At 69.5% G+C, this 26,448-nt stretch carries 15 protein-coding genes; all 15 read right to left on the bottom strand.

From position 1 onward, the window contains the following. Positions 1–181, bottom strand: a 181-nt coding sequence (locus IAE41_RS16025; protein ID WP_200733793.1) for a transposase, incomplete at its 3' end; no start/stop codon positions are given. Between the two features lie 432 nt (positions 182–613). Then, complete coding sequence (gspD, locus tag IAE41_RS16020; RefSeq protein ID WP_200733792.1) at positions 614–2,824, bottom strand: type II secretion system secretin GspD; 2,211 nt, start codon at positions 2,822–2,824, stop codon at positions 614–616. 9 nt (positions 2,825–2,833) lie between these two features. Continuing rightward, positions 2,834–3,637: a general secretion pathway protein GspN gene (locus tag IAE41_RS16015; protein WP_200733791.1), complete on the bottom strand. Its 804-nt coding sequence runs from the start codon at positions 3,635–3,637 to the stop codon at positions 2,834–2,836. Then, entirely contained in the window at positions 3,627–4,325 is a 699-nt protein-coding gene (gene gspM / locus IAE41_RS16010) for a type II secretion system protein GspM (protein WP_234458659.1), read from the bottom strand. The genes IAE41_RS16015 and gspM overlap by 11 nt, the downstream gene beginning before the upstream one ends. Then, a complete protein-coding gene (locus IAE41_RS16005; RefSeq protein ID WP_200733789.1) occupies positions 4,306–5,469 on the bottom strand; it encodes a PilN domain-containing protein in 1,164 nt (387 codons plus the stop codon). Before IAE41_RS16005 ends, gspM begins: the two co-directional genes overlap by 20 nt. Then, positions 5,466–6,329: a type II secretion system protein GspK gene (locus IAE41_RS16000; RefSeq protein WP_200733788.1), complete on the bottom strand. Its 864-nt coding sequence runs from the start codon at positions 6,327–6,329 to the stop codon at positions 5,466–5,468. The genes IAE41_RS16005 and IAE41_RS16000 overlap by 4 nt, the downstream gene beginning before the upstream one ends. Next, complete coding sequence (locus IAE41_RS15995; RefSeq protein ID WP_200733787.1) at positions 6,326–6,958, bottom strand: type II secretion system protein J; 633 nt, start codon at positions 6,956–6,958, stop codon at positions 6,326–6,328. The genes IAE41_RS16000 and IAE41_RS15995 overlap by 4 nt, the downstream gene beginning before the upstream one ends. After that, positions 6,955–7,374, bottom strand: coding sequence for a prepilin-type N-terminal cleavage/methylation domain-containing protein (locus IAE41_RS15990; protein ID WP_200733786.1), 420 nt, complete (start codon positions 7,372–7,374; stop codon positions 6,955–6,957). The genes IAE41_RS15995 and IAE41_RS15990 overlap by 4 nt, the downstream gene beginning before the upstream one ends. Then, positions 7,371–7,865: a GspH/FimT family pseudopilin gene (locus IAE41_RS15985; RefSeq protein ID WP_200733785.1), complete on the bottom strand. Its 495-nt coding sequence runs from the start codon at positions 7,863–7,865 to the stop codon at positions 7,371–7,373. The genes IAE41_RS15990 and IAE41_RS15985 overlap by 4 nt, the downstream gene beginning before the upstream one ends. 6 nt (positions 7,866–7,871) lie before the next feature. Beyond that, positions 7,872–8,315 (bottom strand): type II secretion system major pseudopilin GspG, encoded by a 444-nt coding sequence (gene gspG / locus IAE41_RS15980; RefSeq protein WP_079220585.1) that lies wholly within the window; start codon positions 8,313–8,315, stop codon positions 7,872–7,874. A 49-nt stretch (positions 8,316–8,364) separates the two neighbouring features. After that, a complete protein-coding gene (locus tag IAE41_RS15975) occupies positions 8,365–9,585 on the bottom strand; it encodes a type II secretion system F family protein (RefSeq protein WP_200733784.1) in 1,221 nt (406 codons plus the stop codon). Between the two features lie 24 nt (positions 9,586–9,609). After that, entirely contained in the window at positions 9,610–11,331 is a 1,722-nt protein-coding gene (gspE, locus tag IAE41_RS15970; RefSeq protein WP_200733783.1) for a type II secretion system ATPase GspE, read from the bottom strand. Positions 11,332–11,479: 148 nt separating this feature from the next. Further along, positions 11,480–13,333 (bottom strand): S8 family peptidase, encoded by a 1,854-nt coding sequence (locus IAE41_RS15965; RefSeq protein WP_200733782.1) that lies wholly within the window; start codon positions 13,331–13,333, stop codon positions 11,480–11,482. 153 nt (positions 13,334–13,486) lie between these two features. Continuing rightward, on the bottom strand, positions 13,487–21,886 hold the full coding sequence (locus tag IAE41_RS15960) for an ESPR-type extended signal peptide-containing protein (protein ID WP_200733781.1): 8,400 nt from the start codon (positions 21,884–21,886) through the stop codon (positions 13,487–13,489). A 443-nt stretch (positions 21,887–22,329) separates the two neighbouring features. Then, on the bottom strand, positions 22,330–26,214 hold the full coding sequence (gene purL / locus IAE41_RS15955) for a phosphoribosylformylglycinamidine synthase (RefSeq protein WP_200733780.1): 3,885 nt from the start codon (positions 26,212–26,214) through the stop codon (positions 22,330–22,332). Between the last annotated feature and the right edge of the window lie 234 nt (positions 26,215–26,448).

Genomic DNA, 26,448 nt, shown 5'->3' with positions numbered 1-26,448 from the left:
CTGGCCTGCGAGCCTCAGACGTCAACGAGCGCCCAGCACGGACCGCGTCAACCCAATTTGCCAGCGTCTTGACCGACATTTCCAACTGACGGGCCGCTGCGGCTGGGCCAAGCGATTCGGCCAGCTCCACGGCCTGGTGCTTGAACTCATCGGTATAGCTACGGCGGGTAATACGGGACATAGGGAATCTCCAAGTGCGATCAAAGTATCGCTTCTTGGCGTCCGCTGACGGGGAGCCAGATCACACACCCCCTCAACCGGACCCACCCCGCCTTCGACAGTTTCCTGCGGCTGTTGGAACCTGCTGCTGTGGGTGGGTGTCGACCTTGGTCGACACGGATGAATTCATTCGATATCTGAAAGATGTGTCGACCAAGGTCGACACCTACCAACAGCCGCCGTTACCAGTAGATCCACGCCATGCGTGGATGAATTCATTCGATATCCGACAGATGTGCCGACCAACGGTCGGCACCCACCAACAGCCGCCGGCCAACTGTCAGAGGCGTGTCCTGACCACCCACACCGCCCCGCCATCCCACGGATAGCCCGCTGTTGCTGTTGCCTTTGCCTCTGCAGGTGCAGGGCTGCAAGCCCTGCCACAAAAAAACCCCTACTTCTTGCGCTCGCGGGTGGGGAACGGCTCCATCGCGCGGAAGCGATTGCTGTATTCGTCGGTCAGCGTCCGCGCTTCCTGCCCGTTGCGCACGATCGTCGGGGTCAGCAGCACGATCACTTCCGAACGCTTGTTCAAGCGGGCCTTGTTGCCGAACAGGCCGCCAACGATCGGCAGCCGGCTCAGCCCCGGCACGCCCCTGGACGTGTCTTCGTCGGAGTTGGTGATCAGACCGGCGAGCATGATCGTGTCCCCGCTCTGCAGCGCGGCCTCGGTGGACACCTTGCGGGTATTGATCGGCGGGTTGCAGGTAGTCTTGGTCGGGTCGCAACCCGCCGGAATGGCGCCTGCCGCGCTCACTTCCTGCACGATGTCGAGGAACACCACGCCATCGCGGGTGATGCGCGGGCGCACCTTGAGGATCACACCCGTCTCCAGATACTGCACCGAGCTGTAGGTGTTGTCACTGATACCGGTGTTGACCGACACCGTGTTGATCGGAATCCTGGTGCCGACGTTGAGCTGCGCCTCGGCGTTGTTGCGCACGAAGATGGACGGGGTCTGCAACAGGCGCAGGTTGGTCACCTGGTCCAGTGCGCTGACCACGGCGGCAGCATTCTTGCCGAGGAACGTCCAACCGGTCTCGCTGCCGGTGATGGCGCCGGCGAAGCTGCCCCAGATGTTGCGGCCCAGCGCGCTGGGCAGGGTGGCGCCGCCGGTGGAACCGGTGAAATCCTGGCCCTGCACGGCATTTTCGAAGAACCAGTTGACGCCGTACTTCAGGTCGCCATTCAAATCGACCTCAGCCACCTGGGCTTCGATGTGCACCTGCAGCGGCATCACGTCCAGCTTCTCGATCACTTCGCGGATCGAGCGCCAGGCCTGCGGCGTGGCGCGCACCAGCAGTGCATTGGTTTCTTCCACCGCCGACACACCGACGGTGTCACCTTCCACGTCCAGGCTGACGCTGATGTTGCCTTCCTGGCGCTGCGGCAGGTTCATCGTGCTGGTCATGCCGCCGCTGGCGTTGGACGTACCCGTACCGTTGTTGCTGCCGACATCGACGATGTCGCTGTTGCTGCTGTTGCCGCCACGGCTGTCCAGCTGCATCGGCATGGCGCCCGGGGCCAGCCCGGCCGGCGAGCTGCGGTTGTTGCGGCTGTTGCTGCTGGCGAAGGCTTCGGCCAGGCGCTGGGCGAGGTCACGCGCCTTGATGTAGCGCAGCTCGTAGGAGAACAGCCGTGCGCTGCCACCGGCGGTGTCGATGCGGTCCAACCACTGCTGGATCTGGTCCAGGTAGCGCACCTGCGGGGTGATCACCAGCACGGCGTTGGCGTTTTCCAGTGGCAGGAAGCGGAACATGCCGGCGCTGGGCGTCTTGCTGTCTTCGCCGAACACCTTCTCCAGATCGCTGGCAACCTGCTCGGCCTTGCCCGACTGGATCGGGAACACGCCCACTGACATGCCCGACAGCCAGTCAACGTCGAAGATCTCGACGGTGTGCAGGTAGTTTTCCAGCTCGGCGCGGGTGCCACCGAGGGTGATGACGTTGCGGCCGGTGTCGACGTTGACGATGGCGTTCGGCCGCGCATACGGCTCCAGCACCTTCTTCATCTCGCTGGCGGAAATGAACTGCAGCGGCACCACCCGCACCTCGAAGCCGCGGGCACTGGAGGCCGGTGCGGTGCTGGGTGCGACGGTACCGGCCAGCGCCTGGTCGGCGGCGACGATGTTGTAGCGGCCACCGCTGTAGACCATGCGGGCGTTGTTCCAGCCCAGCACCATTTCCAGCAGGTTCAAGGCCTGTGCCGGCGACACCGGCTTGGGCGTGGCCAGGGTGACCGTGCCCTGCACGCCCGGGGCGATGACGTAGTTCTGCCCGAGCATGTCGCCGAGGATCGCCTTGACCACGGCGTGCACCGACTCGCCTTCGAAGTTGAAGGTGGCGCTGCCGCCGCTGGCCGAGTGCAGGGCCGGTGACGGCGCACGCGCCGCCTCGCGGTTGATCATCGTGCCGCTGCCACGGCGGATCACCGCCTGCGGCGTACCGGCGGCGGCATCACCTTCGACCACCTGCGGATCGGCGGCGGCGGCACCGGCCTGCGGCGGCGGCGTGGTGGCACTGCGATGGACATGCGGGCCGGACACGGTGGCGCAGCCAACCAGCAGCGTCAGGGCGAGGGACCAGGGCAGAAAACGCAGGTTCATGCATTCACTCTATCGGTTGGTGCCATCGCCCGGGGGCGGCGACGGTTGTTGCTGCTGTTGCTGCTGTTGCTGCAGCTGACGGCGACGGGCCTGGATGCGTTCGCGGATGGCCTGCATCTGCGCTTCGCTGGGGCCGTTGTTGGCGGGGGCGGCCGGCGATGGTGCGTTTGCCGAGGCGGCCACAGCGGCGGCAGCGCTGACGACATCGGGGCTGGGCCGCGCATTGGACGCGGCAGAGGCGGCGGCGGGGGGCGGTGGTGGCGGCGGCAGGGCAGCGGCCGGCGGGACCGCACCATTGGCGCCACGCAGCACGGTCGGCGGTTCGCCCCCCTGCCCGTTGAAGGTGGCCAGTTCCAGCACCTGGCTGCCACTGGGGCCGATCACCGTGGCCTGGCGTGGTTCCAGCGCGACCAGCTGCCAGCCATCCACGGCTTCACCGTTCAGGCGCAGCCGCAGGGAGCGGTTCTGATCGGTGGTGAAGGTCGCCATGCTGAAGCTGTCGGTGAGCAGCACGCCGGTCAGGCGCAAGGCAGCACTGGCCGCCGGTTCGCTGCCGCCCAGCAGGTAGGGCCGGGGCCGACGGTCCTCGGCGAACAGCGGGCGTTCGCCGATGGCGCTGAAGCTGTCGGCAGCGGACATGCGCTCGGCCGCCATTGGCGGCAGGGCGGGCAGTACGGCCTGCGCGGCGGCATCGCTGTCGGCGGCCGGCAGGCGGCTGCCCAGGCCGAAGCCGGTGGCCAGCCAGATCGCGCCGGCCCAGCCGGCCAGGGCCAGCAGGAAACCGGTGCGCAGCGTGATCGGGTCACGTTTCATCGGTGCCCTCCGCTTCCACCGGCGGTTCGGCCGGTGCAGCGCCGGCATCGGCAGCTGGCGTCGGTGCCGGCGCCGCGGCTGCCGCTGGCGCGGCGGCATCAGCACTGGCCGCGGGCAGCAGGTAGCCGGCCAGCTCGAACGACACATCCAGGCCCAGGCCCGATTCATTCGCCGATTGCTGGAAGCGCTGCGCGATCAGGTTGAGGTTGTCCACGAACAGGCGCGGGCTGCCCGTTTCCAGGCTGTGCAGCACGGTGGCCAGTTCGGCCACGCCACAGCGCAGGCGCACCTGCATGGCCACGCGCACGAACTCGGCGTCGCGGCGGTTGTCGGTGAGCGGCGTGCGGTTGCTGATGGTGCAGCTGCGGTTGCCCGGGCTGGCATTGGCCACCGCGTCCTGCACGCGCGCGCCGAGGGCCGCGGCGGCCGCTTCGGCGGTCGCTTCGCGCAGGAACCCGGGGCGCTGCTGCAGGGCCTCGCGGGTCTGCTGCAGGCGCTGTTCGATCTGCGGCTGCTGCTGCAGCTGTGCCTGCACGCGCTGCTGGCGCTCGCGCAGTGCGGCCACGTCGGCATTGACGGCCAGCAGCGGCTGGGTGAACCACGGGTGCACCAGCAGCAGGTAGGCCAGGCCCAGCACCGCTACCAGCAGTGCCAGCGCCAGCCAGCGGTCACGGCGCGGGTTTGGCATCGGCATCGGCCGCCTCCCTGGCTGGGGCGGCGGGCGCGGCGGGCGAGGCCACCGGCACCGGCTGCAGTTCGGCGGTCAGGGTGAAGCGGTCACGGCCACTGCCGGCACCATCGGCCTGCAGCACGCCGGTCAGGTTGACCTTGCGCCACTGCGGCGCATCCTGCAGCAGCTGCACCAGCTGCGAGGCTTCGCTGCTGAGGCCGATCAGCTGCAGGTTGTTGTTTTCGATGGCCAGTTTTTCCAGGTAGGTGCCATTGGGCAGGCGCTGGGTCAGTTCGTTCCACAGCTCCACCGTGCTGGCGCGCTGGGCACGCTGTTTTTCGAGGAACGCGGCACCGTCCAGCAGCGCCTGCAGCTCGCTGCGTTCGCTGGCCACGCCACGCGCACTGCGGGCGCTGCGCTCGACTTCAGCGCGCAGCGCATCGGCCGCCTCGCGGCGGTTGTCCAGCACCTGGGTGGCGGCCAGCACCAGCATCACCAGCGCGGCCAGGCCGAGCAGCAGGTTCCAGCGCCGTGTCGGGTCATGCCGTGGCTGGCGCTGGGCCTGCGGCAGCAGGTTGACCTGCAGCGGCTGGCCCTGCGCGTCGAGGGCGTCGACACCGGACAGCGCATCGGCCCAGGCACCCACCTGGCCGCGCCAGGCATCGAGCTGGCGCAGCGGCCAGGCCACCAGTTCGACCTGCAGCAGGCCTTCGCCGGCACTGCCACGTTCGCGTACGTCATAGCTGACCTGGCTGGATTCGAACGGCGTCTGCCGGTCGATCTCGTAGCCGACCACCGCGCGCAGGCGGTCGCCAGCGGCCATGGGCAGGCGCAGGTTGCGGCGCAGGACCTGCGCGTCGGCCAGCAGCCAGACCCGCGGAAGGCGGCGCAGGCGCGCGTCCAGCACCCGGTCCAGATCGGCCGGCTGGGTCGGCCATGGCAGGCTCGCCACCGGCTCCAGGCCCTGCCCGGCTTCGCGCCAGACCTGCAGCAGGTCACCCTGCCGCTGCAGCAGCAGGCGGGTCTGCGACCAGCCCAGCGCCCACTGCCAACGCGCAGGCACCCAGGCCAACAGGGACTGCCGCCACCAGCGCAGGAAACGGCCCGCACCTGGGCCGATCCGCCCCTGTACCTGCCGCAGGCTGTCCTGCCATGCCGTCATCGTGCTGCCATTCCCTGCTCCCAGCGAAGCACCGTGTAGGTTCGTCCGGGCACACCGCCCGATCCATTGCGTACCACCGCCTGCAGAACCGACAAGCGACCGCTGCCGTCGATGGCACGGGACTCGATACTATAGGTGCCGCTGCCGCTGGCAAGCATTGACGGCATCGCTCCGGAACCTTCGTCACGCTCCAGCTGGGCGCGCTGCGCCAGCACCTGCTCGGCATCCAGGCCCAATGCGGTCAACACCGGTGCACCTGCGACGCGCGGATCGGGACGCGCCTGCCGGCTGTAGAGCGTCAGGTACGGCAGCATCGCCGCATACAGCGACGCACGCATGCCGAGCACGCGCTGCAGTTCACCCAGGGTCTCGAAACGCTTGTTGCGCGGGCCGTACGGCAGGCCCGCAGCGGCGTAATCGGGTGCCTCGGCACCGCCGCCCGGCTGCAGCAGGCTGTCTTCATCGCGCCAGTCGATGATGGCGCCGGCCAGCTGCCGGGACTGCTCGGGCGATTCGCCCAACGCCTGCAGGAACGCATCCAGCAGCGTCGCGTCGGCCAGGTTCAGGTTGATCTTGCCGTTCTCGTCCACCACCCGGATCTCGACGGGCACATCATCGTACTGCCAGCGGTAGGTGCGCCCGTCCGCCTGCCAGGCCGGCCGCTGCGGGTCCGGGCGCAGGCGCAGCAGCGCGTACTCCATGCCGGCACGGGCGCGTTCCTGGCCGCGCGCATCATCGTCGAGCACCCGCTGCTGCAGGTGCTCCACGCGTGCGGTCAGCGCGAAGGCACCGACCAGAGCGGTCATCAGCGCGATCAGCCACAGCACCAGCACCAGGGCGGCCCCGCGCCGTGCGTTCATCGCGCGCCTCCCAGGCCGCCGGCGCGCGGTGCGACCACCAGCGGCGGCCACGCCGCGCCACGCTGCGGCACGACCTGCACTTCCACCAGCAGCGGCAGCCGCCGGGTGTCGTCCCAGCGCGGCAGCCAGTCGCTCATCTGCCCGTTGGCAGGATCGACGCCGCGGTAGCGCAGCGTCACGTCCTTCAAGCCGTCGGCCAGCACTTCGGGCGGGCGCGGCGGGGTTTCCGGCAGGCGTTCGCCTTCCTGCAGCAGCACCATGTCCAGCAGCAGCCGCCGCTGCCCGGGGGCACCGTCCACCTGCAGGGTATGCAGGTAGGGGCCACCGCGGCCGAGATAGCCGGGCAGATCGGCGACGAACTGCATGCCTTCGTCATCGCCCTGGAAATACACCGGTTCGCGGGTGGGATCGGGTACCTCGATCGGGCTGCGCATTGCACCGCCCAGCTGCCGCCGCAGCAGCGCCTGCACCGCGCGCATGCGCTCGCTGTCGGCGGCGATCTGTTCGCCACGCTGGCTGACCGCCATCGCCGCGCGCACGCTGGCGAACGCCAATGCGAGGCCACCGGCCAGCAGCACGGTGGCCAGCATGACTTCGACGAGGGTGAAACCGGCGGCGCGGCGCTTCATCGTGCGCTCTCCAGGTCCGGCGGCAACAGGCGAAGGGTGCGCCATTGCAGTCGCTCGCGGTCGCCATCACCCCAGCGCACCTGCAGCTGCAGTTCGGCCAGCCACGGCGCACCCGGTGACTGCGTCGGCGCGACATCGCCGGCACGCGGCTCGCTCCAGGGCTGCACCTGCAGCTGCCAGTGGTAACGGCCCTGTTCCCACTCACCACTCTGGCTGCCGGCCTGCAGCGGCGCGTCGACACCGGCGCTGGCCAGCAGCGACTGCGCGTGCAGTACCGCTCGGGTGCGAAGCTCGGCCTCACGCACCTGGCGCGCGCCGCCGGACAGGCTGCCCAGCAGCAGCGTCAGGGCCAGGCCCAGCAGGGCGAAGGCCACGATCACTTCGAGCAGGGTGAAGCCACGCACCGACTGTTTCATTGCGCCCGCCATGGACCGGAACGGACCTCGCCGGTCAGCCAGCCGACATCGATGCGCCATTCGGCGGCACCGCGCTGCAGGCGGATGCGGCCGCCACTGGAGCCGCCATCGGGATGGAACTCGATCACGCCCTGCCCTGCTGCATCGGACAGCTGCGCGGCCCCTTCGAACTGCACCTGCACCGGTTCGGGCACCGTGCCCTGGCGCTGGTTGGCGCCCTGCCAGCGATGCTCGGCCGGCTCGATCACGAAGCGCTGCGGCTCGCCGCGTGCGATCGCCTGCGCGCGCACCATGCGCAGCTGGTTGGCGATGTCCTTGCCGGCGCTGCGCAGCTGCATGCCGGCAAAGCCACGCGACAGGCCGGCGGCCGTGATCAGGCCGATGGCCGCGATCAGCGCGATCACCAGCAGCATCTCCAGCAGCGACATGCCGGTGGCGCGCCTGCCGTGCAGGCGCGGGCTGGGCAGCCGACGCGGCAGGGACAGCCTCATGCGGGTTTACGGCTCGTAACGGATATCGGCGTCGACGCTGCTGCCGCCGGTCTTGCCGTCCTTGCCCAGGCTGACCAGGTCGTAGGCCTGGCCTTCGCCCGGCGCGCGGTATTCCAGCGCATGGCCCCACGGATCGTTGAGATCGGCGGCCTTGGCATACGGGCCCAGCCAGCCACCGACGCCGGCCGGTGCGGTCACCAGGTCATTGAGCGAACCGGGCAGCTTGCCGGTGTCGATCTGGTAGTTGTCGATCTTCGAGGCCACGGTCTGCACCTGGGCCTTGGCGATGTTCGCCTTGCCGCGGTCGGCACCGCCGAGCACGCGGCTGGCGACCAGGGTCAGCACCGCACCGATCAGCACGATGACGATGATGATTTCCAGCAGGCTCATGCCGCTCTGGTGGCGTGCGCTGGCGAAGGACAGGCGGATCGGTCGACGGGAAGCAAGCATGGTCGGTCCTTTCAGTTGCGGTGAGTCGGGGTTGCAGGGAAGGCCATCGTCAGCCGATGGCGTTTGTGAGGTCGTACAGCGGCACCAGCACGGCGACGATGACCGCGCCGACCACCGATGCCAGCACCAGGGTGATGGCCGGCACCATCGCCGCCAGCAGGCGGTCGATGCGGCGGGCACTGTCCTGTTCAAACGTGTCGGCGGCCTTGAGCAGCATGGTATCGAGGGCGCCGGACTCCTCGCCGACCTGGATCATCTGCAGCGCCAGGCGCGGGAAGCGCTTGCCGCGCGACAGTGCCAGCGACAGGCCGGCACCGTTCTTCACTTCGTCGGCGGCGGTGTCCAGATCGGCGGCCAGCGCGCGGTTGCCCAGCACGTTGCGGGCGATGCCCAGCGCGCCCAGCAGCGGTACGCCGTTGCGCAGCAGCGTGCCCAGGGTGCGGGCCAGGCGTGCGGTTTCCAGTTCGCCCAGCAGGCGGCCGATGCCGCGCCGCCGCAGCAGCCAGCCATCCAGCGCCAGGCGGAACGCCGGTTGCCGCAGCTGCCGTTCCAGCAGCAGGGTGAACACGCCCGGCACCACCAGCAGCAGGATCCACCAGTCGCGCACGAACAGGCCCAGCTGCAGCACCGCGTTGGTGAACCATGGCAGGGCCACGTCCAGGCTTTCGTACATCTGCGCGAACTGCGGCACCACGTAGCCGAGCAGGAACAGCAGGGCGCCACCGACCACCACCAGCAGGATGGCCGGGTAGACCAGTGCGTTGATGACCTTGCCCTGCAGCGCGCGGCTGCGTTCGAGGTAATCGGCCAGGCGCTGCAGGGTTTCGTGCAGGCTGCCGCCGGCCTCGCCGGCGCGCACCATGTTCACGTACAGGCGCGAGAACAGGCCGTGCTGGCGCTCCAGCGCCGTCGACAGCGGCGCACCGCCACGCACCACGTCGCGGATGTCGGTGATCGCGCGCCGCGAACGTTCGTCCTCGGGCAGGCCGAGCAGGATCGACAACGCGCGGTCCAGCGGCTGGCCGGCACCGAGCAGGGTCGACAGCTGCTGGGTGAACTGCAGCAGCGCCGCGCCCTGCAGGGGCCGCGGGCGGAACAGGCTGCCCAGGCTGCTGCCACCTGCCGCGCCGCCCTCGGCCAGGCGCGTTTCCATCGGCAGATGGCCCTGGTCCTGCAGGCGTGCGATCAGCTCGGCCTCGCTGGCCGCTTCCATCTGCCCGTCGAAGACTTCACCGTGCGGGTTCAGTGCCTTGTAGCGGTACGTGGGCATGTCAGCGTCGATCTCCCGCGCGCATCAACCCTCCTCGGTCACGCGCAGGACTTCCTCGATGGTCGTCTGCCCGCTCAGGGCCTTGGACAGGCCGTCTTCGTACATGGTGCGCATGCCGCCCTCGCGGGCGATGCGTTCGATCTCGCCCATGCCGTCGCGCCGCATCACCGCGCGCCGCAGCGCGTCGTTCATCACCAGGAACTCCATGATGGTGGTGCGGCCCAGGTAACCGGTCGGTGCCAGTGCCGAGGGCTTCGGGCGGAACAGGTGGATCGGCCCCTGCGGCTGCAGGCGGCGCAGTTCGAAACGTTCGATCTCCTCCGGCGAGGCTTCGTAGCGCTCGGCGTGGGTGGGCTCCAGGCGGCGCACCAGGCGCTGGGCGAGGATGCCGTTGATGGTGGACGTGAGCAGGTAATCCTCCACGCCCATGTCGAGCAGGCGGGTGATGCCGCCGGCTGCGTTGTTGGTGTGCAGTGTGGACAGCACCAGGTGGCCGGTCAGCGCCGACTGGATGGCGATGCGCGCGGTTTCCAGGTCGCGCATTTCGCCGATCATGATGATGTCCGGGTCCTGGCGGACGATGCTGCGCAGCGCGTTGGCGAAGTCCAGGCCGATCTGCGGCTTGGCCTGGATCTGGTTGATGCCTTCGATCTGGTACTCGACCGGATCCTCGACCGTGATGATCTTGACGTCGGCGGTGTTGAGCTGGCTCAGCGCGGTGTACAGCGTTGTGGTCTTGCCCGAGCCGGTCGGGCCGGTGACCAGCAGGATGCCGTGCGGCTGCTCGAGCACCTTGCGGAACTGCGGCAGGAACGCATCGGTGAAGCCGAGCCGGTGGAAATCGAACACCACGGTTTCGCGGTCGAGCAGTCGCATCACCACGCTTTCGCCGTGCGCGGTCGGCACGGTGCTCACGCGCAGGTCCAGTTCCTTGCCCTGCACGCGCAGCATGATGCGGCCGTCCTGCGGCAGGCGGCGTTCGGCGATGTTGAGCCGGGCCATGATCTTGATGCGGCTGATGACCGCGGCGGTGAGGTTGGCCGGCGGGCTTTCGCCTTCCACCAGCACGCCATCGACGCGGTAACGTACCTTCAGCCGGCTTTCAAACGGTTCGACGTGGATGTCCGAGGCGCGCAGTTCCACCGCACGCTGGATGACCAGGTTGACCAGGCGGATGACCGGGGCTTCGGAAGCGAGGTCGCGCAGGTGTTCGATGTCATCGACCGCGCCGCCTTCACCATCTGCGGTTTCCACGATCGCACCCATCGCGCTGCGGCCCTGGCCGAACCAGCGCTCGACCAGGTCGTCGATCTCCGCGCGCATGCCCAGCACCGGGCTGACCGGTACGCCCAGCGCCAGCTGCACGGCCTGCTGCGGATAGGCATCGTGGGCATCGGCCAGCCACAGGCGTACGCCGTGTTCATCCAGCGCCAGCGGGCACACGTGGAACTGCTTCAGGAAACGCAGCGACAACGGCAGGCCTTCGGCCAGCGACTGCGGCGGTGCTTCGGGCAGCTGCTTGCCTTCCAGCAGCGGCAGGCCCAGTACATCGGCACTGGCCTGCGCCTGGTCACGCTCGGACACCAGCCCCAGCCGCACCAGCAGCCCCAGCAGGCTGCCACCGGCTTCGGCGTGCAGCGGCCGTGCGCGCGCCAGGTCGCCTTCCTTGAGGCGCCCGCGCGCCAGCAGCGCATCGAGGATGCGGCCTTCGGCGTCGTCGATGGCAGTGGCAGCGAGCGCGTTCACATGACTCTCCTGTCGATCCTCCCGACTTTAGCAGTTCAGCCCGGACTTCCGCTGCCTTGTGCGCGCAGGACCATGAAAGACGACGCCCGTCACCTTCCAGTAACGGGCGTCGCCAATTCACTTACGACATTTCGTGCAAGCGTGGCCCTTACTGGGTGGCCAGAATGGTCACGCCGCTGAAAGCCGCTTCGCCCACCACCTTCACGTAGTAGGTGCCTGCCACCGGCTTGGCAACACGCACGGTCTCGGTGTTGCCCGGGCGGCTGGACTTGGCATCGTTGTCGGTGGCGGTCGGCACGCGGCCCTGCGCCACGTACACCGACACGTTGCCGGTGCCACCGTAGGTCAGCACGCTCAGCTGCTTGCCGGCGACGGCCTCGAAGGTATAGACCGTCTCGCTGCCGGTGGCGCCGGCCACGCCGCTGAGGGCGACCTTGTTGGTCAGCGGGATGCCTTCAGGCTCGCAGTTCTCGGTGCACGGCTCGGCCAGGGCCTTGGCCAGCGCGGCCTTGGCATCGACGATACCGGTGCCGATCGGCGTGGAGGCCGGGATGGTGACCGGGAACGGACGCGCGGTTTCCTTCAGCAGCGCACGCAGGGCCGCCGGGGCCAGCGGATCCTTGCCGTTGGCGATGAGCGCACTCTGCACCAGGGCAGCAACACCGGCCACGTGCGGCGATGCCATCGAAGTACCGCCCATGCCGATGTAGCTGTAGGTGCCGGAGTCCGGCGTGGTGGCCGCATTCGAACCGGACTGCCAGATGAAGCCACCCGGGTTGCCGTCCACGCTGCCACCGCCGCCCGGGCCGGACAGATCCACGCGCGTGCCGTAGTTGGAGTAGTAGGTGATGCCACCGGTGATGCGGGTCGCACCCACGGTCACCACGCCTTCGCAGCTGGCCGGGCGGTAGTTGGCGGCATTGTCGGTTTCGTTGCCGGCGGCCACCACCACGGTCGTGCCACGCGAGATCGCGCCGCTGATCGCATCCTGGTAGGCGCCTGCGCACGCACCACTGCCACCCAGGCTCATGTTGATGATTTCAGCCGGGTTGGTGTTGGCCGGAATGCCGGCGACGGTGCCACCCGACGCCCAGGTGATCGCATCGGTGATGTCGGAGAGGTAGCCACCGCACTTGCCGAGCACGCGCACCGGCAGGACTTTGGCCTTGTGTGCGACACCGGCCATGCCGACGCCGTTGTTGGTCTGCTCGGCGACGGTGCCGGCCACGTGGGTACCGTGCCAGGAGCTGTCTTCCGGCTGCGAGCCGTTGTAGCACTCGTTGGCGTTTTCCACCCAGTCACCGTAGTCCTGCGCGCCCGGCACGCGGTCGTCGGTGGCACGGCGCGAGGTCTCGGCGTCGCTGATGAAGTCGTAGCCTTCCAGCAGGTTGCCGACCAGATCCGGATGCTGCGGCAGGATGCCGGTGTCGAGCACGGCGACGACCACGCCTTCGCCCTGCGAAACGTCCCAGGCCGACGGTGCGTTGATGCCGCCGGTGGGGTTGCTCAGGTGCCACTGGTACTGCGCGTAGAGCGGATCGTTCGGCACCAGGGCCGGCTTCACGTCGCCCGCGCGCAGTTCGGTGCGGCGCAGTTTGACGTCGGCTTCGGCGTACTGGACCGACGGGTCGGCCTTGAGTTCCTTCAGCACGCGCTGCAGTTCGGCCGGGGCCAGGCGGCCCTTCAGGCGGATCACGTCGGCACCGATGCCGAGCTTGCGCACCACCTGCGGGCCCATCGCGCTGGCACGGCTGGTGCCACCGGACAGGCTGGCGCGGGTGAGTGCGGACTGCACCGTGGACAGCTTGGCCGAGCGGTCGCTGGCAGCAGCGGTACCGGCGCGATACTTCACGATGATGCGCTCGGCGCCCGCTTCGGTGGTGCTGGCCTGGCGCACCGGCTCGCGGGTCGGCAGGTCAGCGGCGTGGACCGCGCCTGCGGCGGTCATCGACAGCATGGCGGCAGCAAGCACGTTGATGCGAAGGTTCTGCTTATTGATCACGTCACATTCCTCTTCTGGGTCATGGTTGGATCCAACACTGCGGCCATCAATCCTTGACGGTTCCCGGCTGGCCGAGCCGGGTTTGCCGAGACCTCCCCTCAGGCCCTGTTGCAGAAGCAGCGCCGGCAGCGTGGCCGCCGGCGCGGTGTTGCCTTACCAACCGAAGCCGGCACCGACGCCGACCGAGGCGTCATCACTGCTGAACGCACCGCCGAGGGTGACCGTGGCGCGATCGCTGATCGCACGCTGGTAGCCCAGCGACATCGCCGATTCGCCGCCCTGGAAACCGATGCCGACGCCGACCCGGTTCTGGGTGCGGATGCCGGCGGCACTGGTGGCCATGTTGAGCATGGCCGCGCTCATCGCGCCCTGCCGGTCGATGCGGCGGTCCATGTGGCGCAGGCGCCCATCCACTTCGCCCTTGAACACGTCGAAGCTGTCGGCGACCGCCTGCACGCGGCTGTCGGTGTAGCTGTTGGCGGTGGTGATGCCGCGGTCCAGCTGGCCCTTGTTGACCGCGTCGGTGGCGGCGGTACCGGCAGCCACGTTGGTCACCTGGCGTTCGTTGCCTTCGCTGCCCACCGAGACCGTGTTGGCGCGATCGGCGACCGAACCCTGGCCCAGCGCGACGGCATTGGCAGCGGTGGCGGACGCGCCCTGGCCGATGGCCGTGGACGACGCCCCGCTGGCCACGGCGCCCTCGCCCATGGCGACGGCATTGGCACCGACGGCCGGCTGCGCGGCAGCAGCACCCTCCACGCTGGGCTTGGCCACCACGTTGGACCGCGAGGCCACTGCATCGGCCTCGGCCACGGTGGCCACCTGGGCGGTAGTGGCCTGCACGCTGGCGCTGCGAAGGCTGGCCGTGGCGGTACGGCTGGTGCCACCGGCAGTGCGCTGGTCAAGCTCGGTCACCTTGCGGTCCAGTGCGCCCAGGGCGTCGCCGACGTTGTTGTAGGTGCTGCCCTGGATGACGTAGTTCGGCGCGATGAACACCCCCTGCATGCCGACGCTGGCACCGCCGCCGAGGATGCTGGCGGCATCGCTGAGCGACTGGAACAGCTGGCCGCCGTTGATGGCCTGGTGGCTGCCCGAGGCGATGCTGCCGGCGCCGACGTTGTCGATGACCGTGCCGTCGATGCCGGACAGGGTCAGGCGGTCGTGGCTGGCATCGTCGTAGCCGATGGCGTTGGCGGTGCTGCTTTCGACGGTGGAGATGCGCGAATCGAAATCACCCACGCGGGTCTCGACCGCACCCACGCGCTGGTTGGTGACGTTGAGCTGCGAACCGGTGACGGCATCGCTGCTGCCGGCGGCAATGCGGCCCTCGGCCACGTTGACGATGCGACGGGTGGCCGGGCCATCGGTGCCGTTGCCGCCACCGACCGAGACCACGTTAGCGTCCACCGCACGTGCGCCGGCACCCAGGGCCACCGAGTTGTTGCCGGTGACCGCACTGCCGGCACCCAGCGCCAGCGATGCGTTGCCGACGGCCCTGGCGCCGCTGCCCACTGCATTGCTGCGATTGCCGCTGGCGGTGGCGTTGGAGCCCACGGCCACCGCATCGGTGCCGCTGGCGGTAGCCACGCCGCTGCCGTTGGCCTGGAAGCGCTGGCCGACCGCATCGGCGGTGGCGGCCACGGCATCAAGCTGGCCCTTGTTCACCGCATCGGTGGTTTCCGTACCGGCAGCCACATTGGTGATCTGCCGCTGCGCTGCCGTGTTGCCCACCGACACCGTGTTGGCGCGGGTGGCCTGCGAGCCGGTACCAAGGGCGACGCTGTTGGCCGCACTGGCGGTGCTGTTGGCACCCAGCGCAGTCGCATCGGCAGCGCTGGCCCAGGCGTTCCAGCCGATGGCGCTGGCGTAATCGCTGGTTGCCCAGGCACCGGCACCGAAGGCCGCCGCGCCGGTGCCGCTGGCACGCGCCGTGATCAGACCGGAGAAGGTGCTGCCGCCGATGGCCACGCTTTCATCACCGCTGGCGTCGCTGGACTGGCCCAGCGCCACCGCGTTGGCACCGGCCGCAGTCGCACCGAAGCCCACCGCCGTGGTGTTGGCGCCGGTGGCGGCCGAGCCGTAGCCCAGTGCGGTGCCAAGGCGGCCGCTGGCTTCGCTGTAACCACCGACGGCGGTGGTGCCATCGGCGGTGGCCGAGGCGCGGAAACCGCTGGCCAGCGACTGTGCGCCGCTGGCGATGGCTTCGGCACCGTTGGCCGTGCTGTAGACACCCGTGGCCTGCGCGGCGTTGCCGGTGGCGGTGCTGCCGATCTCGCTGGCGACCGCAGCGCTGCCATACGCGGCACTGTTCTCGCCGGTGGCCTGCGCCGCGTTGCCGACGGCCGCCGCATTGACGCCGGTGGCCAGGCTGTTGAAGCCGACGGCCGTGGCATTTTCAGCCAGGGCGGTGGCGCCGCTGCCCAGCGCGGAGGCGCCGTTGCCGATGGCGTTGGATGCTTCACCCGCGGCCAGTGCGTTGTCGCCTTCCACGTAGGCACCGGCATCGCTGTCGGCGCTGCCGCTGGCCTGGAAGTACCTGCTGGTGGTCTCGGCGGTGGCGGCAACGGCATCCAGCTGGTTCTTGTTCACCGCGTCGGTGCCTTCGGTACCCGCTGCCACATGGGTCACCTGGCGTTCGCCGCCCTCGCTGCCGACCGCCACGGTGTTGTCACGGTCGGCCTGGGAGGCGGCACCGAGCGCAACACTGTTGATGCCGTTGGCGGTGGCACCCGCACCGAGCGCGGTGGACTGCGCGGCGCCGGCCCAGGAGTTCCAGCCGATGGCGGTGGCGTAGTCGTCGGTTGCCCACGCGCCGGCACCGAAGGCCGCCGCGCCGTAACCGCTGGCACGCGCCGGGATCAGGCCGAAGAAGGTGCTGCCGCCGATGGCCACGCTTTCATCGCCGGTGGCTTCGCTGGAATCGCCCATGGCCACCGAACTGGCACCGCTGGCGGTGGCGAACACGCCGGCGGCAGTGCTGTTGGCACCACTCGCCAGGGTGCCATACCCCAGCGCCGAGCCGAGGCGGCCGCTGGCTTCGCTGTAGCCGCCCACTGCGGTCGTGCCATCGGCCGAGGCCGCCGCACGGAAGCCGCTGGCCAGCGACTGCGCGCCGCTGGCGTTGGCTTCGGCACCGTTGGCCGTGCTGTAGACCGCCGTGGCCTGTGCACCGGCACCGGTGGCGGTGCTGCTGGTTTCGCTGGCGACGGCACCGCTGCCCAGGGCAGCGCTGTCTTCGCCAGTGGCCTGGGCGTTGTTGCCGATGGCCGCTGCGTTGCCGCCGGTGGCCAGGCTGTTGAAGCCGACCGCAGTAGCATTGGCGGCCACCGCAGTGGCACCACTGCCGAGCGCGGTGGCACCGTCGCCGATGGCGTTGGCGGCCTCACCGGCAGCCAGTGCGTTGTCGCCTTCCACGTAGGCGCCGGCATCGCTGTCGTCGCTGCCGCTGGCCTGGAAGTACTTGCTGGTGTTCTCCGCGGTGGCGGCGACTGCATCCAGCTGGTCCTTGTTCACCGCATCGGTGCCTTCGGTGCCGGCGGCGACGTTGGTGATCTGGCGTGTATTGCCAGCGCCGCCGACGGAGACCGTGTTGTCGCGGTCTGCAATCGAGTCGGCACCCAGGGCCACGCTGTTGGCACCCTGTGCTTCGGCCGCGTTGCCCAGCGCCGTGGCGTTGGTGCCCGGCGCCCAGGCACCGCCACCGACTGCGGTGGAGTAATCACCCGACGCTTCGGTAGCGAGCAGGCCGAACAGCGAACCGCCGATGGCCACGCTGTTCACGCCGGTGGCCAAGCTGCCCTGGCCGGTGGCCGTGGCGTAGGCACCGGACGCTTCCGAATCGCCGCCCAGGGCCACGCTGTTGGAACCGGAGGCGTTGGCGAAATTGCCGAACGCGGTGGCGTTGAACGCCGATGCGCTGGCATAGCCGCCGATGGCGGTGCTGTAGCCGCCGGTGGCTTCGGCACCGATGCCGAACGCCGCCGAGGCCGTGCCACTGGCCACGCTCTCGCTGCCAACTGCGGTGGCCGCTTCGCCGCTGGCGCTGCTGAAGTAACCCACCGCCACGGCTTCCTCGCCGCTGGCTTCGGACAGCACGCCCGTGGCGGTGCTGCCAGCGCCACTGGACACGGCTGCGGCACCGAAGGCGGCACTCTGCTCGCCGCTGGCTTCGCTTTCCGCACCCTGTGCGGTGGCGTACTCGCCGGTGGCCTGCGCGTTGGCGCCGATGGCGCTGGCGTTGTCGGCACTGGCCAGGGCATTGAAGCCGATCGCCTGTGCGTTGGTGCCGATGGCGTTGGCGCCGCTGCCCAGTGCGATGGCGCCGTCACCGATGGCGTTGGCGGCTTCACCGGCGGCCAGTGCGTTGTCGCCTTCCACGTAGGCGCCGGCATCGCTGTCGTCGCTGCCGCTGGCCTGGAAGAACTTGTTGCCGGTGCCTGCGCTGGCTGCCACGGCATCCAGCTGGGCCTTGTTCACCGCATCGGTGGCCTGGGTGCCGGCGGCGACGTTGGTGACCTGGCGTTCGCTGCCGGCGCTGCCGACCGACACGCTGCGGTCGCGGTCAGCCACCGAGCCTGCGCCGAGGGCCACGGCATTGTTGCCGTTGGCGGTGCTGCCGGCACCGATGGCGATGGCGCTTTCGCCATCGGCCACGGTATTGGTGCCCACCGCGATGCTGTTGATGCTGTTGCCCAGTGCCTGGAAGCCCAGTGCCAGGCTGTAATCGCCATAGCTGAAGGCGCCGCGGCCGACCGCGGTGGAGCTGACGCCGTTGGCCCAGCTGTTGTAGCCGATGGAGGTTGCGCCGTTGGCACTGGCCCAGGCCGCCGGGCCGAAGGCCGAGGCGTTGGTGCCGGTGGCCCACGCGCCGGCACCGAAGGCGGTGGCGCCTTCCTCGCTGGCGGTGCTGTAACCGCCGACGGCGGTGCTGTCGTCGGCCTTGGCGAAGGCGCTGTCGCCGATGGCGACGGCATAGCTGCCGTTGGCGCGCGACTTGCCGCCAGCAGCGAAGCTGTTGTCGCCGGTGGCCTGCGCAGCGGTGCCGAACGCGCTGCTGCTGGCGCCGGTGGCCAGCGCGGCATTGCCCACGGCAGTGGAGCCGGCCGAGGCGGTGGTGCCGACCTGCACCGGATTGCCTTCGTCATCCAGCAGCGGCTGGTTGTACTCGTCGTAGGCCTGGCCGAGGCCACCGATGGCAACCGCACCGTCGCCATTGGCGAAGGTGTTGCGGCCCAGGGCAACGGTATCGGCGCCGATGGCACCCGCACCCGCGCCCTGTGCGAGCGCGCCTGCGCCGATCGCATTGCTGGCCGAACCGGCCGCCACCGCACCTTCGCCTTCGGCGTAGGCACCGGCATCGCTGACCTCCTCGCCCTGCGCCTGGAAGAAGCGCGCGGTGGTGTCTGCCGTGCTGGCCACGGCATCGAGCTGGGCCTTGTTCACGGCATCGGTGTCTTCGGTACCGGCGGCCACGTGGGTGACCTGCCGTTCGTTGCCGTCGCTGCCGACGGCCACGCTGTTGTCGCGCACGGCTTCGGAGTTGGCACCGAGGGCGACGCTGTTGGCGCCCCGCGCGGTGGCGTAGTAGCCCACGGCGGTGCTCTGCGCGCCGCTGGCCCAGGTCTGTGCACCCAGCGCACTGGCGTTCTCGCCGGGCGCATACGCGAAGTAGCCCACGGCCACCGACTCGGCACCGGAGGCTTCGGTCAGGCTGCCGTTGGCGACAGCGTAATCGCCGCTGGCGATGGCACCGGCACCGACGGCGGTGGCGGCTTCGCCGCTGGCCTGGGTCTGCACGAAGAAGCCCAGGCCGGGGATCAGGTCGGCCGGGCCACCGACGGCCACGCTGCTGGTGCCGGTGGCGTTGCTCTGCGTGCCCACGGCGGTGGAGTAATCACCGACCGCGTTGGCCACTGCACCGAACGCCGAGGACTGTGCGCCGGCCGCATAGGCACCGACGCCATACGAAGATGCCGCGAAGCCGCTGGCTTCGGCGCTGGCGCCGACGGCGGTACCACCGACACCGGCACTGGTCGCACCGGTTTCCACCGGCACGCCACCGCTGGTGATCAGCGGGTTGCCTGCTTCATCGACGGCGGCACCACCCACGGCCACGCTGCCCGGGCCGGCGGCCTGTGCGTTGTTGCCGAAGGCGGCGCTGTTCTGGCCGCTGGCCAGCGCGTTGTTGCCCACCGCGGTGGCGTTCTGGGCGACGGCAGTCGCGCCGGCACCGACAGCGGTGGCGCCGTTGCCGATGGCATTGGCGGCCTCACCGGCGGCCAGTGCATCATCGCCGTCGGCCAGTGCACCGGCATCGCTGTTGCTGCTGCCGGTGGCCTGGAAGCGCTTGGCGGTGGTGTCGGCCACCGCAGCCACATCCTTCAGCTGGCCGACATTGACTGCGTCGGTGTCTTCGGTACCTGCGGCGACATGGGTCACCTGGCGTTCGTTGCCGTCGCTGCCGACAGCCACGGTGTTGTCACGGTCGGCCTGCGAGGCCGCACCGAGAGCGACGCTGTTGCTGCCATTGGCGGTGGCACTGGCGCCGAGCGCGGTGGACTGCGCGCCATCGGCCCAGGCGTTCCAGCCGATGGCCGTTGCATAGTCTTCGGTGGCCCATGCGCCGGCACCATAGGCCGATGCACCGTAGCCGCTGGCGCGCGAGGTGATCAGGCCGAAGTAGGTGCTGCCGCCGATGGCGACGCTCTCGTCGCCGGTCGCTTCGCTGGCTTCACCCACGGCAACCGCACCGGCACCGGTCGCGGTGGCGAACACGCCGGCGGCAGTGCTGTTGGCGCCGCTGGCGACGGTGCCGTAGCCCAGTGCCGAACCCAGCCGGCCACTGGCTTCGCTGTAACCGCCGACGGCGGTTGCACCGTCGGCCGAGGCCGCTGCGCGGAAGCCGCTGGACAACGACTGTTCGCCGCTGGCGACGGCTTCGGCACCGTTGGCGGTGCTGTAGACCGCGGTTGCCTGTGCGCCGGCGCCGGTGGCGGTGGTGCTGGTTTCACTGGCCACCGCACCGCTGCCCAGTGCGGCGCTGTCGCTGCCGCTGGCCTGCGCGTTGGTGCCGACGGCCGAGGCATTCTCGCCGGTGGCCAGGCTGTTGTAGCCGAGTGCGGTCGCCTGCGCGGCGATGGCGGTCGCACCGCCGCCGAGCGCAGTGGCGCCATCGCCGATGGCATTGGCCGCTTCACCGGCCGCCAGCGCGCTGTCGCCTTCGGCCAGGGCGCCGGCATCGCTGTCCTCGCTGCCGCTGGCCTGGAAGTATTTGCGGGTGTTTTCTGCGGTCGCAGCGACCTCGTCCAGCTGGTCCTTGTTCACCGCATCGGTGCCTTCGGTACCGGCAGCGACGTTGGTGATCTGGCGGGTGTTGCCAGCGCCACCGACGGAGACGGTGTTGTCACGCTCGGCGATCGAATCGGCACCCAGTGCCACGCTGTTGGCGCCCTGAGCTTCTGCGGCGTTGCCCAATGCGGTGGCATTGGTGCCCGGTGCCCACGCGCCGCCACCGACGGCGGTGGAGTAATCGCCCGAGGCTTCGGTCGGCAGCAGGCCGAACAGTGCGCCACCCACGGCGACCGAGTTGGTACCAGTGGCAAGGCTGCCCTGGCCGGTGGCGGTGCTGTACGCGCCGCTGGCTTCGGCATCGCCGCCGACGGCCACGCTGTTGGAGCCGGTGGCGTTGGCCGCATTGCCGACCGCCGTTGCGTTGAAGGCCGACGCGTTGGACAGGCCGCCCAGTGCGGTGCTGTAACCGCCGCTGGCTTCGGCACCGACGCCGAAGCTGGCCGACGCGGTGCCGCTGGCGGTGCTGCCTGCGCCGACGCTGGTGCTGCCACTGCCCGAGGCCTGCGCCTGCGCGCCAACGGCAGTGGCGCTGTCAGCGGTCGCCTGCGCGTTGTGGCCCAACGCCGTGGTGTCGTCGCCATCGGCGGTCGCCGAAGCGCCGGCGGCCAGTGCGCCTTCGCCATCGATCTGCGCCGCATCGCTGTCATCACCGGCGCCGTCAGCTTTGAAGTAGCGGCTGCCTTGCGCGGCGGCGGCGGCCAGCGCGGCCTGGGTGGCCTGCGCCTGGGCGTCGAGCTGGGCGCGGTTGACCGCATCGGTGGCTGCCGTGCCTGCGGCGACGTTGGTGATCTGTCGTTCGTTGCCCGTTGCGCCGACCGACACGGTGTTGGCGCGGTTGGCGTTGGAGCCGGCGCCCAGGGCGACGCTGTTGGCGGCGCTGGCAGTGCTGCCGGTGCCCACGGCCACGGCGTTGCGGCCGCTGGCATTGGCGCTGCCGTCAACCACGCACTGGTCGATCAGGCTGCTGCTGAGGGTCACGCAGTTGGCGTTGCCACCCACTTCCACCGACTGCGCGGCGGCGAGGCCTGAGCCTCCCAGTCCCATGGCCAGGGCAAGGGCCGCAGCCAGCGTCACCGGCCGTACGTGGTCGGCATCGCGACGCTGGTCGACGACCCCGCCGCGCGTGTCGGAAGAGGCCAGTTCCGAGGCCACCACCAACTGACCCAACGCTTTGTTCCAGACCTTGCGATAAATCCGATTCATCGGTACGGCTCCTGATTTTTTGGACTGGTTTTGGGCAAAGCAACGCCAGCGCCGGACCTTCTGGTCCAACGTCCCCTGGGGGCGTTATTCGCGTGATTTACTGCGGGTATTGCCGAACGCCGCGCAGCGACAGAAAACCGAGCGCAAGCGACGTGCGGTTACTGCGGTATGAACAGATTTGAAACAGGGCCCAAGTGTTAACGGGAACTTTCCGGGTCGTCAAGACTTTGACGCAGAAAATGCAATTGCCGTGAACCAGTTCACTTTTTCGCCTATTTATTCGGCGATTTTGTTATTTACATGTGACGAAATGTCGGCGCCATGTAAATGCATGTAACTGATGGCTGCGGCAGGATTTTCTGCCCATATACAGAAAAACCCGACAGTTGCCTGCCGGGTTTTCCGTACTTCATCGCACTGCAGCCTGCGCGGCGGATACGTCGTCAGCCGCACCACACCCGCGCGTTGCGGAACATGCGCATCCACGGCGAGTCACCCTGCCACTCGGCCGGGGCCCAGCTCAGGTTGAGCGCGCGCGGGGTGCGTTCCGGGTGCGGCATCATGATGGTGACGCGGCCATCGGTGCTGGTCAGGCCGGTGATGCCGTCCGGCGAACCGTTCGGGTTCAGCGGGTACTGGCTGGCGACGTTGCCGTTGCCATCGACGTAGCGCAGCGCCACGCGGGCGGTCGCCTGGTCCACGGTGTTGTCGAACACGGCCTGGCCTTCGCCATGCGCCACCGCCACCTGCAGGCGCGAACCGGCCATGCCACGCAGCAGGATCGACGGCGACTCCACCACTTCCAGCAGCGCGGTACGAGCTTCGAACTGCTCGCTGGCGTTGCGGCGGAACTGCGGCCAGTGCTCGGCACCGGGGATGATGTCCTTCAGCTGGCTCATCATCTGGCAGCCGTTGCACACGCCCAGGGCGAAGCTGTCTTCGCGGGCGAAGAACGCGGCGAAGGCATCGCGCAGCGCGCTGCGCTCGAGGATCGAGGTCGCCCAGCCGCGGCCGGCACCGAGCACGTCGCCGTAGCTGAAGCCACCGCAGGCCACCAGGCCGGCGAAGTCCTGCAGCGCCACGCGGCCTTCGATCAGGTCGCTCATGTGCACGTCGAAAGCGCTGAAGCCGGCACGTTCGAAGGCGTTGGCCATTTCGATCTGGCCGTTGACGCCCTGTTCGCGCAGCACGGCCACGCGCGGGCGCGCGCCGGTGCTGATGAACGGTGCGGCCACGTCCTCGTTGAGGTCGAAGCTGAGCCTGGGCTTCAGGCCCGGTGCGTTGAAGGCGCGGGCGACATCACGCTCGGCATCGGCATTGGCCGGGTTGTCACGGCGCTTCTGCATGGCATGGGTGACCGACCACCAGGCATCGAACAACGCTTCCCAGCGCCACTCGGCCAGGTTTTCGCCGCCCAGCGACACGCGCACCACCGGTGCAGTGGTCGGCTTGGCGATGCGCTGCGCGCATTCGATCAGTGCATGGCGCTCGACCAGGTCGGCGAAGGCCGCACGGTCTTCGCGGGCGATCTGCACCACCGCGCCCAGCTCTTCGTTGAACAGGCTGCGGAACGGATCATCGCCCCAGGCATCGAGGGTGATGTCCAGGCCCAGGCGTGAGGTGAAGGCCATTTCGCACAGCGCGGCGAAGGCACCGCCATCGCTGCGGTCGTGGTAGGCCAGCAGCAGGCCGGCCTGGCGCGCATCACGGATCAGTTCGAAGAAGCCACGCAGGCGCTGCGGGTCATCCAGGTCCGGTGCGGCACCGGCAAACGCCGGCAGGTCGCCATGGTCGGCATGCACCTGGGCCAGGATCGAACCGCCCAGGCGCTGCTTGCCGGCACCGAGGCCGATCAGCCACAGCTCGCTGTCCACGTCGCGGTCGAGCAGCGGGGTCAGCTGCTGGCGCACGTCGGCCACCGGCGCGAACGCCGAGATGACCAGCGACACCGGCGACACGCTCTTGTGTGCCTCGCTCTGGTCGTGCCACTGCGCCTGCATCGACAGCGAGTCCTTGCCCACCGGGATGCTGATGTCCAGCTGCGGGCACAGTTCCATGCCCACGGCCTTCACCGCGTCGTACAGCAGCGCGTCTTCGCCCGGGTGGCCGGCGGCGGCCATCCAGTTCGCCGACAGCTTGATTTCATCCAGCGCGTCGACCGGCGCCGCGCACAGGTTGGTCAGCGCTTCGCCGACCGCCATGCGTGCCGAGGCGGCGGCGTCGAGCAGGGCCAGCGGGGTGCGCTCGCCCAGCGACATGGCTTCGCCCGCCACGCCGTCGAAGTCGGCCAGGGTGATGGCCACGTCGGCCACCGGCAGCTGCCACGGACCGACCATCTGTTCGCGTGCGGTCAGGCCACCGACGCTGCGGTCGCCGATGGTGACCAGGAAGTTCTTCGAGGCCACGGTCGGATGCGCGAGCACGCGCAGGCCAGCTTCCTGCAGGTCCAGGCCAGCGGTCTTCAGCGCCGGCCAACGCGGTGCCGGCGGGTGCGCGGTGTCGCGGTGCATCTTCGGCGGCTTGCCGAACAGCACGTCCATCGGCAGGTCGATCGGTGCATCGGCCGGGGTGTGGCCCGGTGCGGCGCCGTAGGCCACCACCAGGTGTTCCTCGGCGGTAGCCACGCCGACGGCGGCGAACGGGCAGCGCTCGCGGGCACACAGCGCGGCGAACTCGGCCAGGCGCTCCTGGGCCACGCCCAGCACGTAGCGTTCCTGCGACTCGTTGCACCACAGCTGCATCGGCGACAGCGACGGGTCATCGGTGGGCACCTTGCCCAGGTCAATGATGCCGCCGACGCTGGAGTCGTGCAGCAGTTCGGGGATGGCATTGGACAGGCCACCGGCACCGACGTCGTGGAAGAACTTGATCGGGTTGTTGGTCCCCATCGCCACGCAGCGGTCGATGACTTCCTGGCAGCGGCGTTCCATTTCCGGGTTGTCGCGCTGCACGCTGGCGAAGTCGAGGTCCTCGGCGCTTTCGCCGGAGGCCACCGAACTGGCGGCACCACCGCCCAGGCCGATCAGCATCGCCGGGCCACCCAGCACGATGACCGCATCACCGGCCTGCAGCGGGATCTTGTCGACCTGGATGCGATCGATCGCGCCGAGGCCGCCGGCCAGCATGATCGGCTTGTCGTAGGCACGGACCAGATCGGCGCCCTCGGGCAGCTCGAAGCTGCGGAAGTAGCCGAGCAGGTTCGGGCGGCCGAACTCGTTGTTGAACGCAGCGCCGCCGAGCGGGCCGTCGGTCATGATTTCCAGCGCCGGCGCCATGCGCGGGTTCAGCGCGCGCGGCGCTTCCCACGGCTGCGGCAGCTCGGGAATGCGCAGGTGCGAGACCGAGAAACCACTCAGGCCGGCCTTCGGCTTGCCGCCACGACCGGTTGCGCCTTCGTCGCGGATCTCGCCACCGTTGCCGGTCGAGGCGCCCGGGAACGGCGCGATCGCGGTCGGGTGGTTGTGCGTTTCCACCTTGATCTGGAAGGCGCTGGGCACCTGCGGTTCGCGGCGGTACTCGCCGCTGGCCGGATCGGGGCGGTAGCGCGAGGCCGGGTGGCCTTCGATCACCGCGGCATTGTCGCTGTACGCGCTGAGCGTGTGCTGCGGGGTCTGCTGGTGGGTGTTCTTGATCATCCGGAACAGCGAACGGTCCTGTTCCTGGCCGTCGATGGTCCAGCTGGCGTTGAAGATCTTGTGGCGGCAGTGCTCGGAGTTGGCCTGCGCGAACATCATCAGTTCGACGTCGGACGGCGAACGGCCCAGCGCGGTGAAGCGTTCGCGCAGGTAATCGATCTCGTCCTGGGCCATGGCCAAGCCGAGGCGCTGGTTGGCGGCCTCCAGCTGGTCCACCGGCACGCGCTCCAGCTCACCCCGGGCCGGCGTGGTGAACAGGGCCTGGCCCTGCTGCACGGTCTCCAGTACCGACTGCGTCATCGGGTCATGCAGGGCCTTGACCAGCGCCTGCTGGGCGGCGGCATCGGTCGGCCAGCCCTGCACGTCGATGCGCAGGCCGCGCTCGACCCGGCTGACCGGCTGGCCGGCACCGCGGACCAGTTCGGTGGCCTTGCTGGACCAGGGCGACAGGGTGCCCAGGCGGGGCACGACGATGCGGCTGACGGCGCCGTCGGCGACGGCCTCGGCCTGCGGCTGGGCTTCCAGGATGCGGCACAGGGTGGCCACGTCGGGGGTGGCCGTGCCTTCGGGCTGGACGAAGTAGACGTGCCAGGCACCGCTGATGCGCAGGGAGGGAGCGATGGACTGCAGGCGGGATTCAAGGCGTTCGCGGCGGAACAGCGACAGGGCGGGCGCGCCCTCGAGGACCATCATGTCCGGGGAACCGTAGTTGGGAAACGGGCCCGACATTGTACCGGAACCGGGGGGAGGGTCTTTGGCCGGGCGGCGCCCGGCACCCGCAGAGGCCAGGGCAACGGCCAGGGCAGAAGCAACGGCTGGAGCAACAGCAACAGCGGGCTTCCTGGGGGATGGCGGGATGGGTCCGGTTGCGGGGGACGCCGTAAACCCATCCATGGGGGCTTGGTCGCGGCATCCATGCCGCTCACA

The organism is Stenotrophomonas sp. S39, from assembly GCF_016624665.1.
Classification (GTDB): Bacteria; Pseudomonadota; Gammaproteobacteria; order Xanthomonadales; family Xanthomonadaceae; genus Stenotrophomonas.
This window is presented reverse-complemented; position numbering and strand designations above follow the sequence as displayed.

Bases quoted from the DNA above. Each gene is read 5' to 3' on its own strand.
- gspD (WP_200733792.1), bottom strand. From the start codon at position 2,824: ATGAACCTGCGTTTTCTGCCCTGGTCCCTCGCCCTGACGCTGCTGGTT.
- IAE41_RS16015 (WP_200733791.1), bottom strand. From the start codon at position 3,637: ATGAAACGTGACCCGATCACGCTGCGCACCGGTTTCCTGCTGGCCCTG.
- gspM (WP_234458659.1), bottom strand. From the start codon at position 4,325: ATGCCAAACCCGCGCCGTGACCGCTGGCTGGCGCTGGCACTGCTGGTA.
- IAE41_RS16005 (WP_200733789.1), bottom strand. From the start codon at position 5,469: ATGACGGCATGGCAGGACAGCCTGCGGCAGGTACAGGGGCGGATCGGC.
- IAE41_RS16000 (WP_200733788.1), bottom strand. From the start codon at position 6,329: ATGAACGCACGGCGCGGGGCCGCCCTGGTGCTGGTGCTGTGGCTGATC.
- IAE41_RS15995 (WP_200733787.1), bottom strand. From the start codon at position 6,958: ATGAAGCGCCGCGCCGCCGGTTTCACCCTCGTCGAAGTCATGCTGGCC.
- IAE41_RS15990 (WP_200733786.1), bottom strand. From the start codon at position 7,374: ATGAAACAGTCGGTGCGTGGCTTCACCCTGCTCGAAGTGATCGTGGCC.
- IAE41_RS15985 (WP_200733785.1), bottom strand. From the start codon at position 7,865: ATGAGGCTGTCCCTGCCGCGTCGGCTGCCCAGCCCGCGCCTGCACGGC.
- gspG (WP_079220585.1), bottom strand. From the start codon at position 8,315: ATGCTTGCTTCCCGTCGACCGATCCGCCTGTCCTTCGCCAGCGCACGC.
- IAE41_RS15975 (WP_200733784.1), bottom strand. From the start codon at position 9,585: ATGCCCACGTACCGCTACAAGGCACTGAACCCGCACGGTGAAGTCTTC.
- IAE41_RS15960 (WP_200733781.1), bottom strand. From the start codon at position 21,886: ATGAATCGGATTTATCGCAAGGTCTGGAACAAAGCGTTGGGTCAGTTG.
- purL (WP_200733780.1), bottom strand. From the start codon at position 26,214: ATGATGGTCCTCGAGGGCGCGCCCGCCCTGTCGCTGTTCCGCCGCGAA.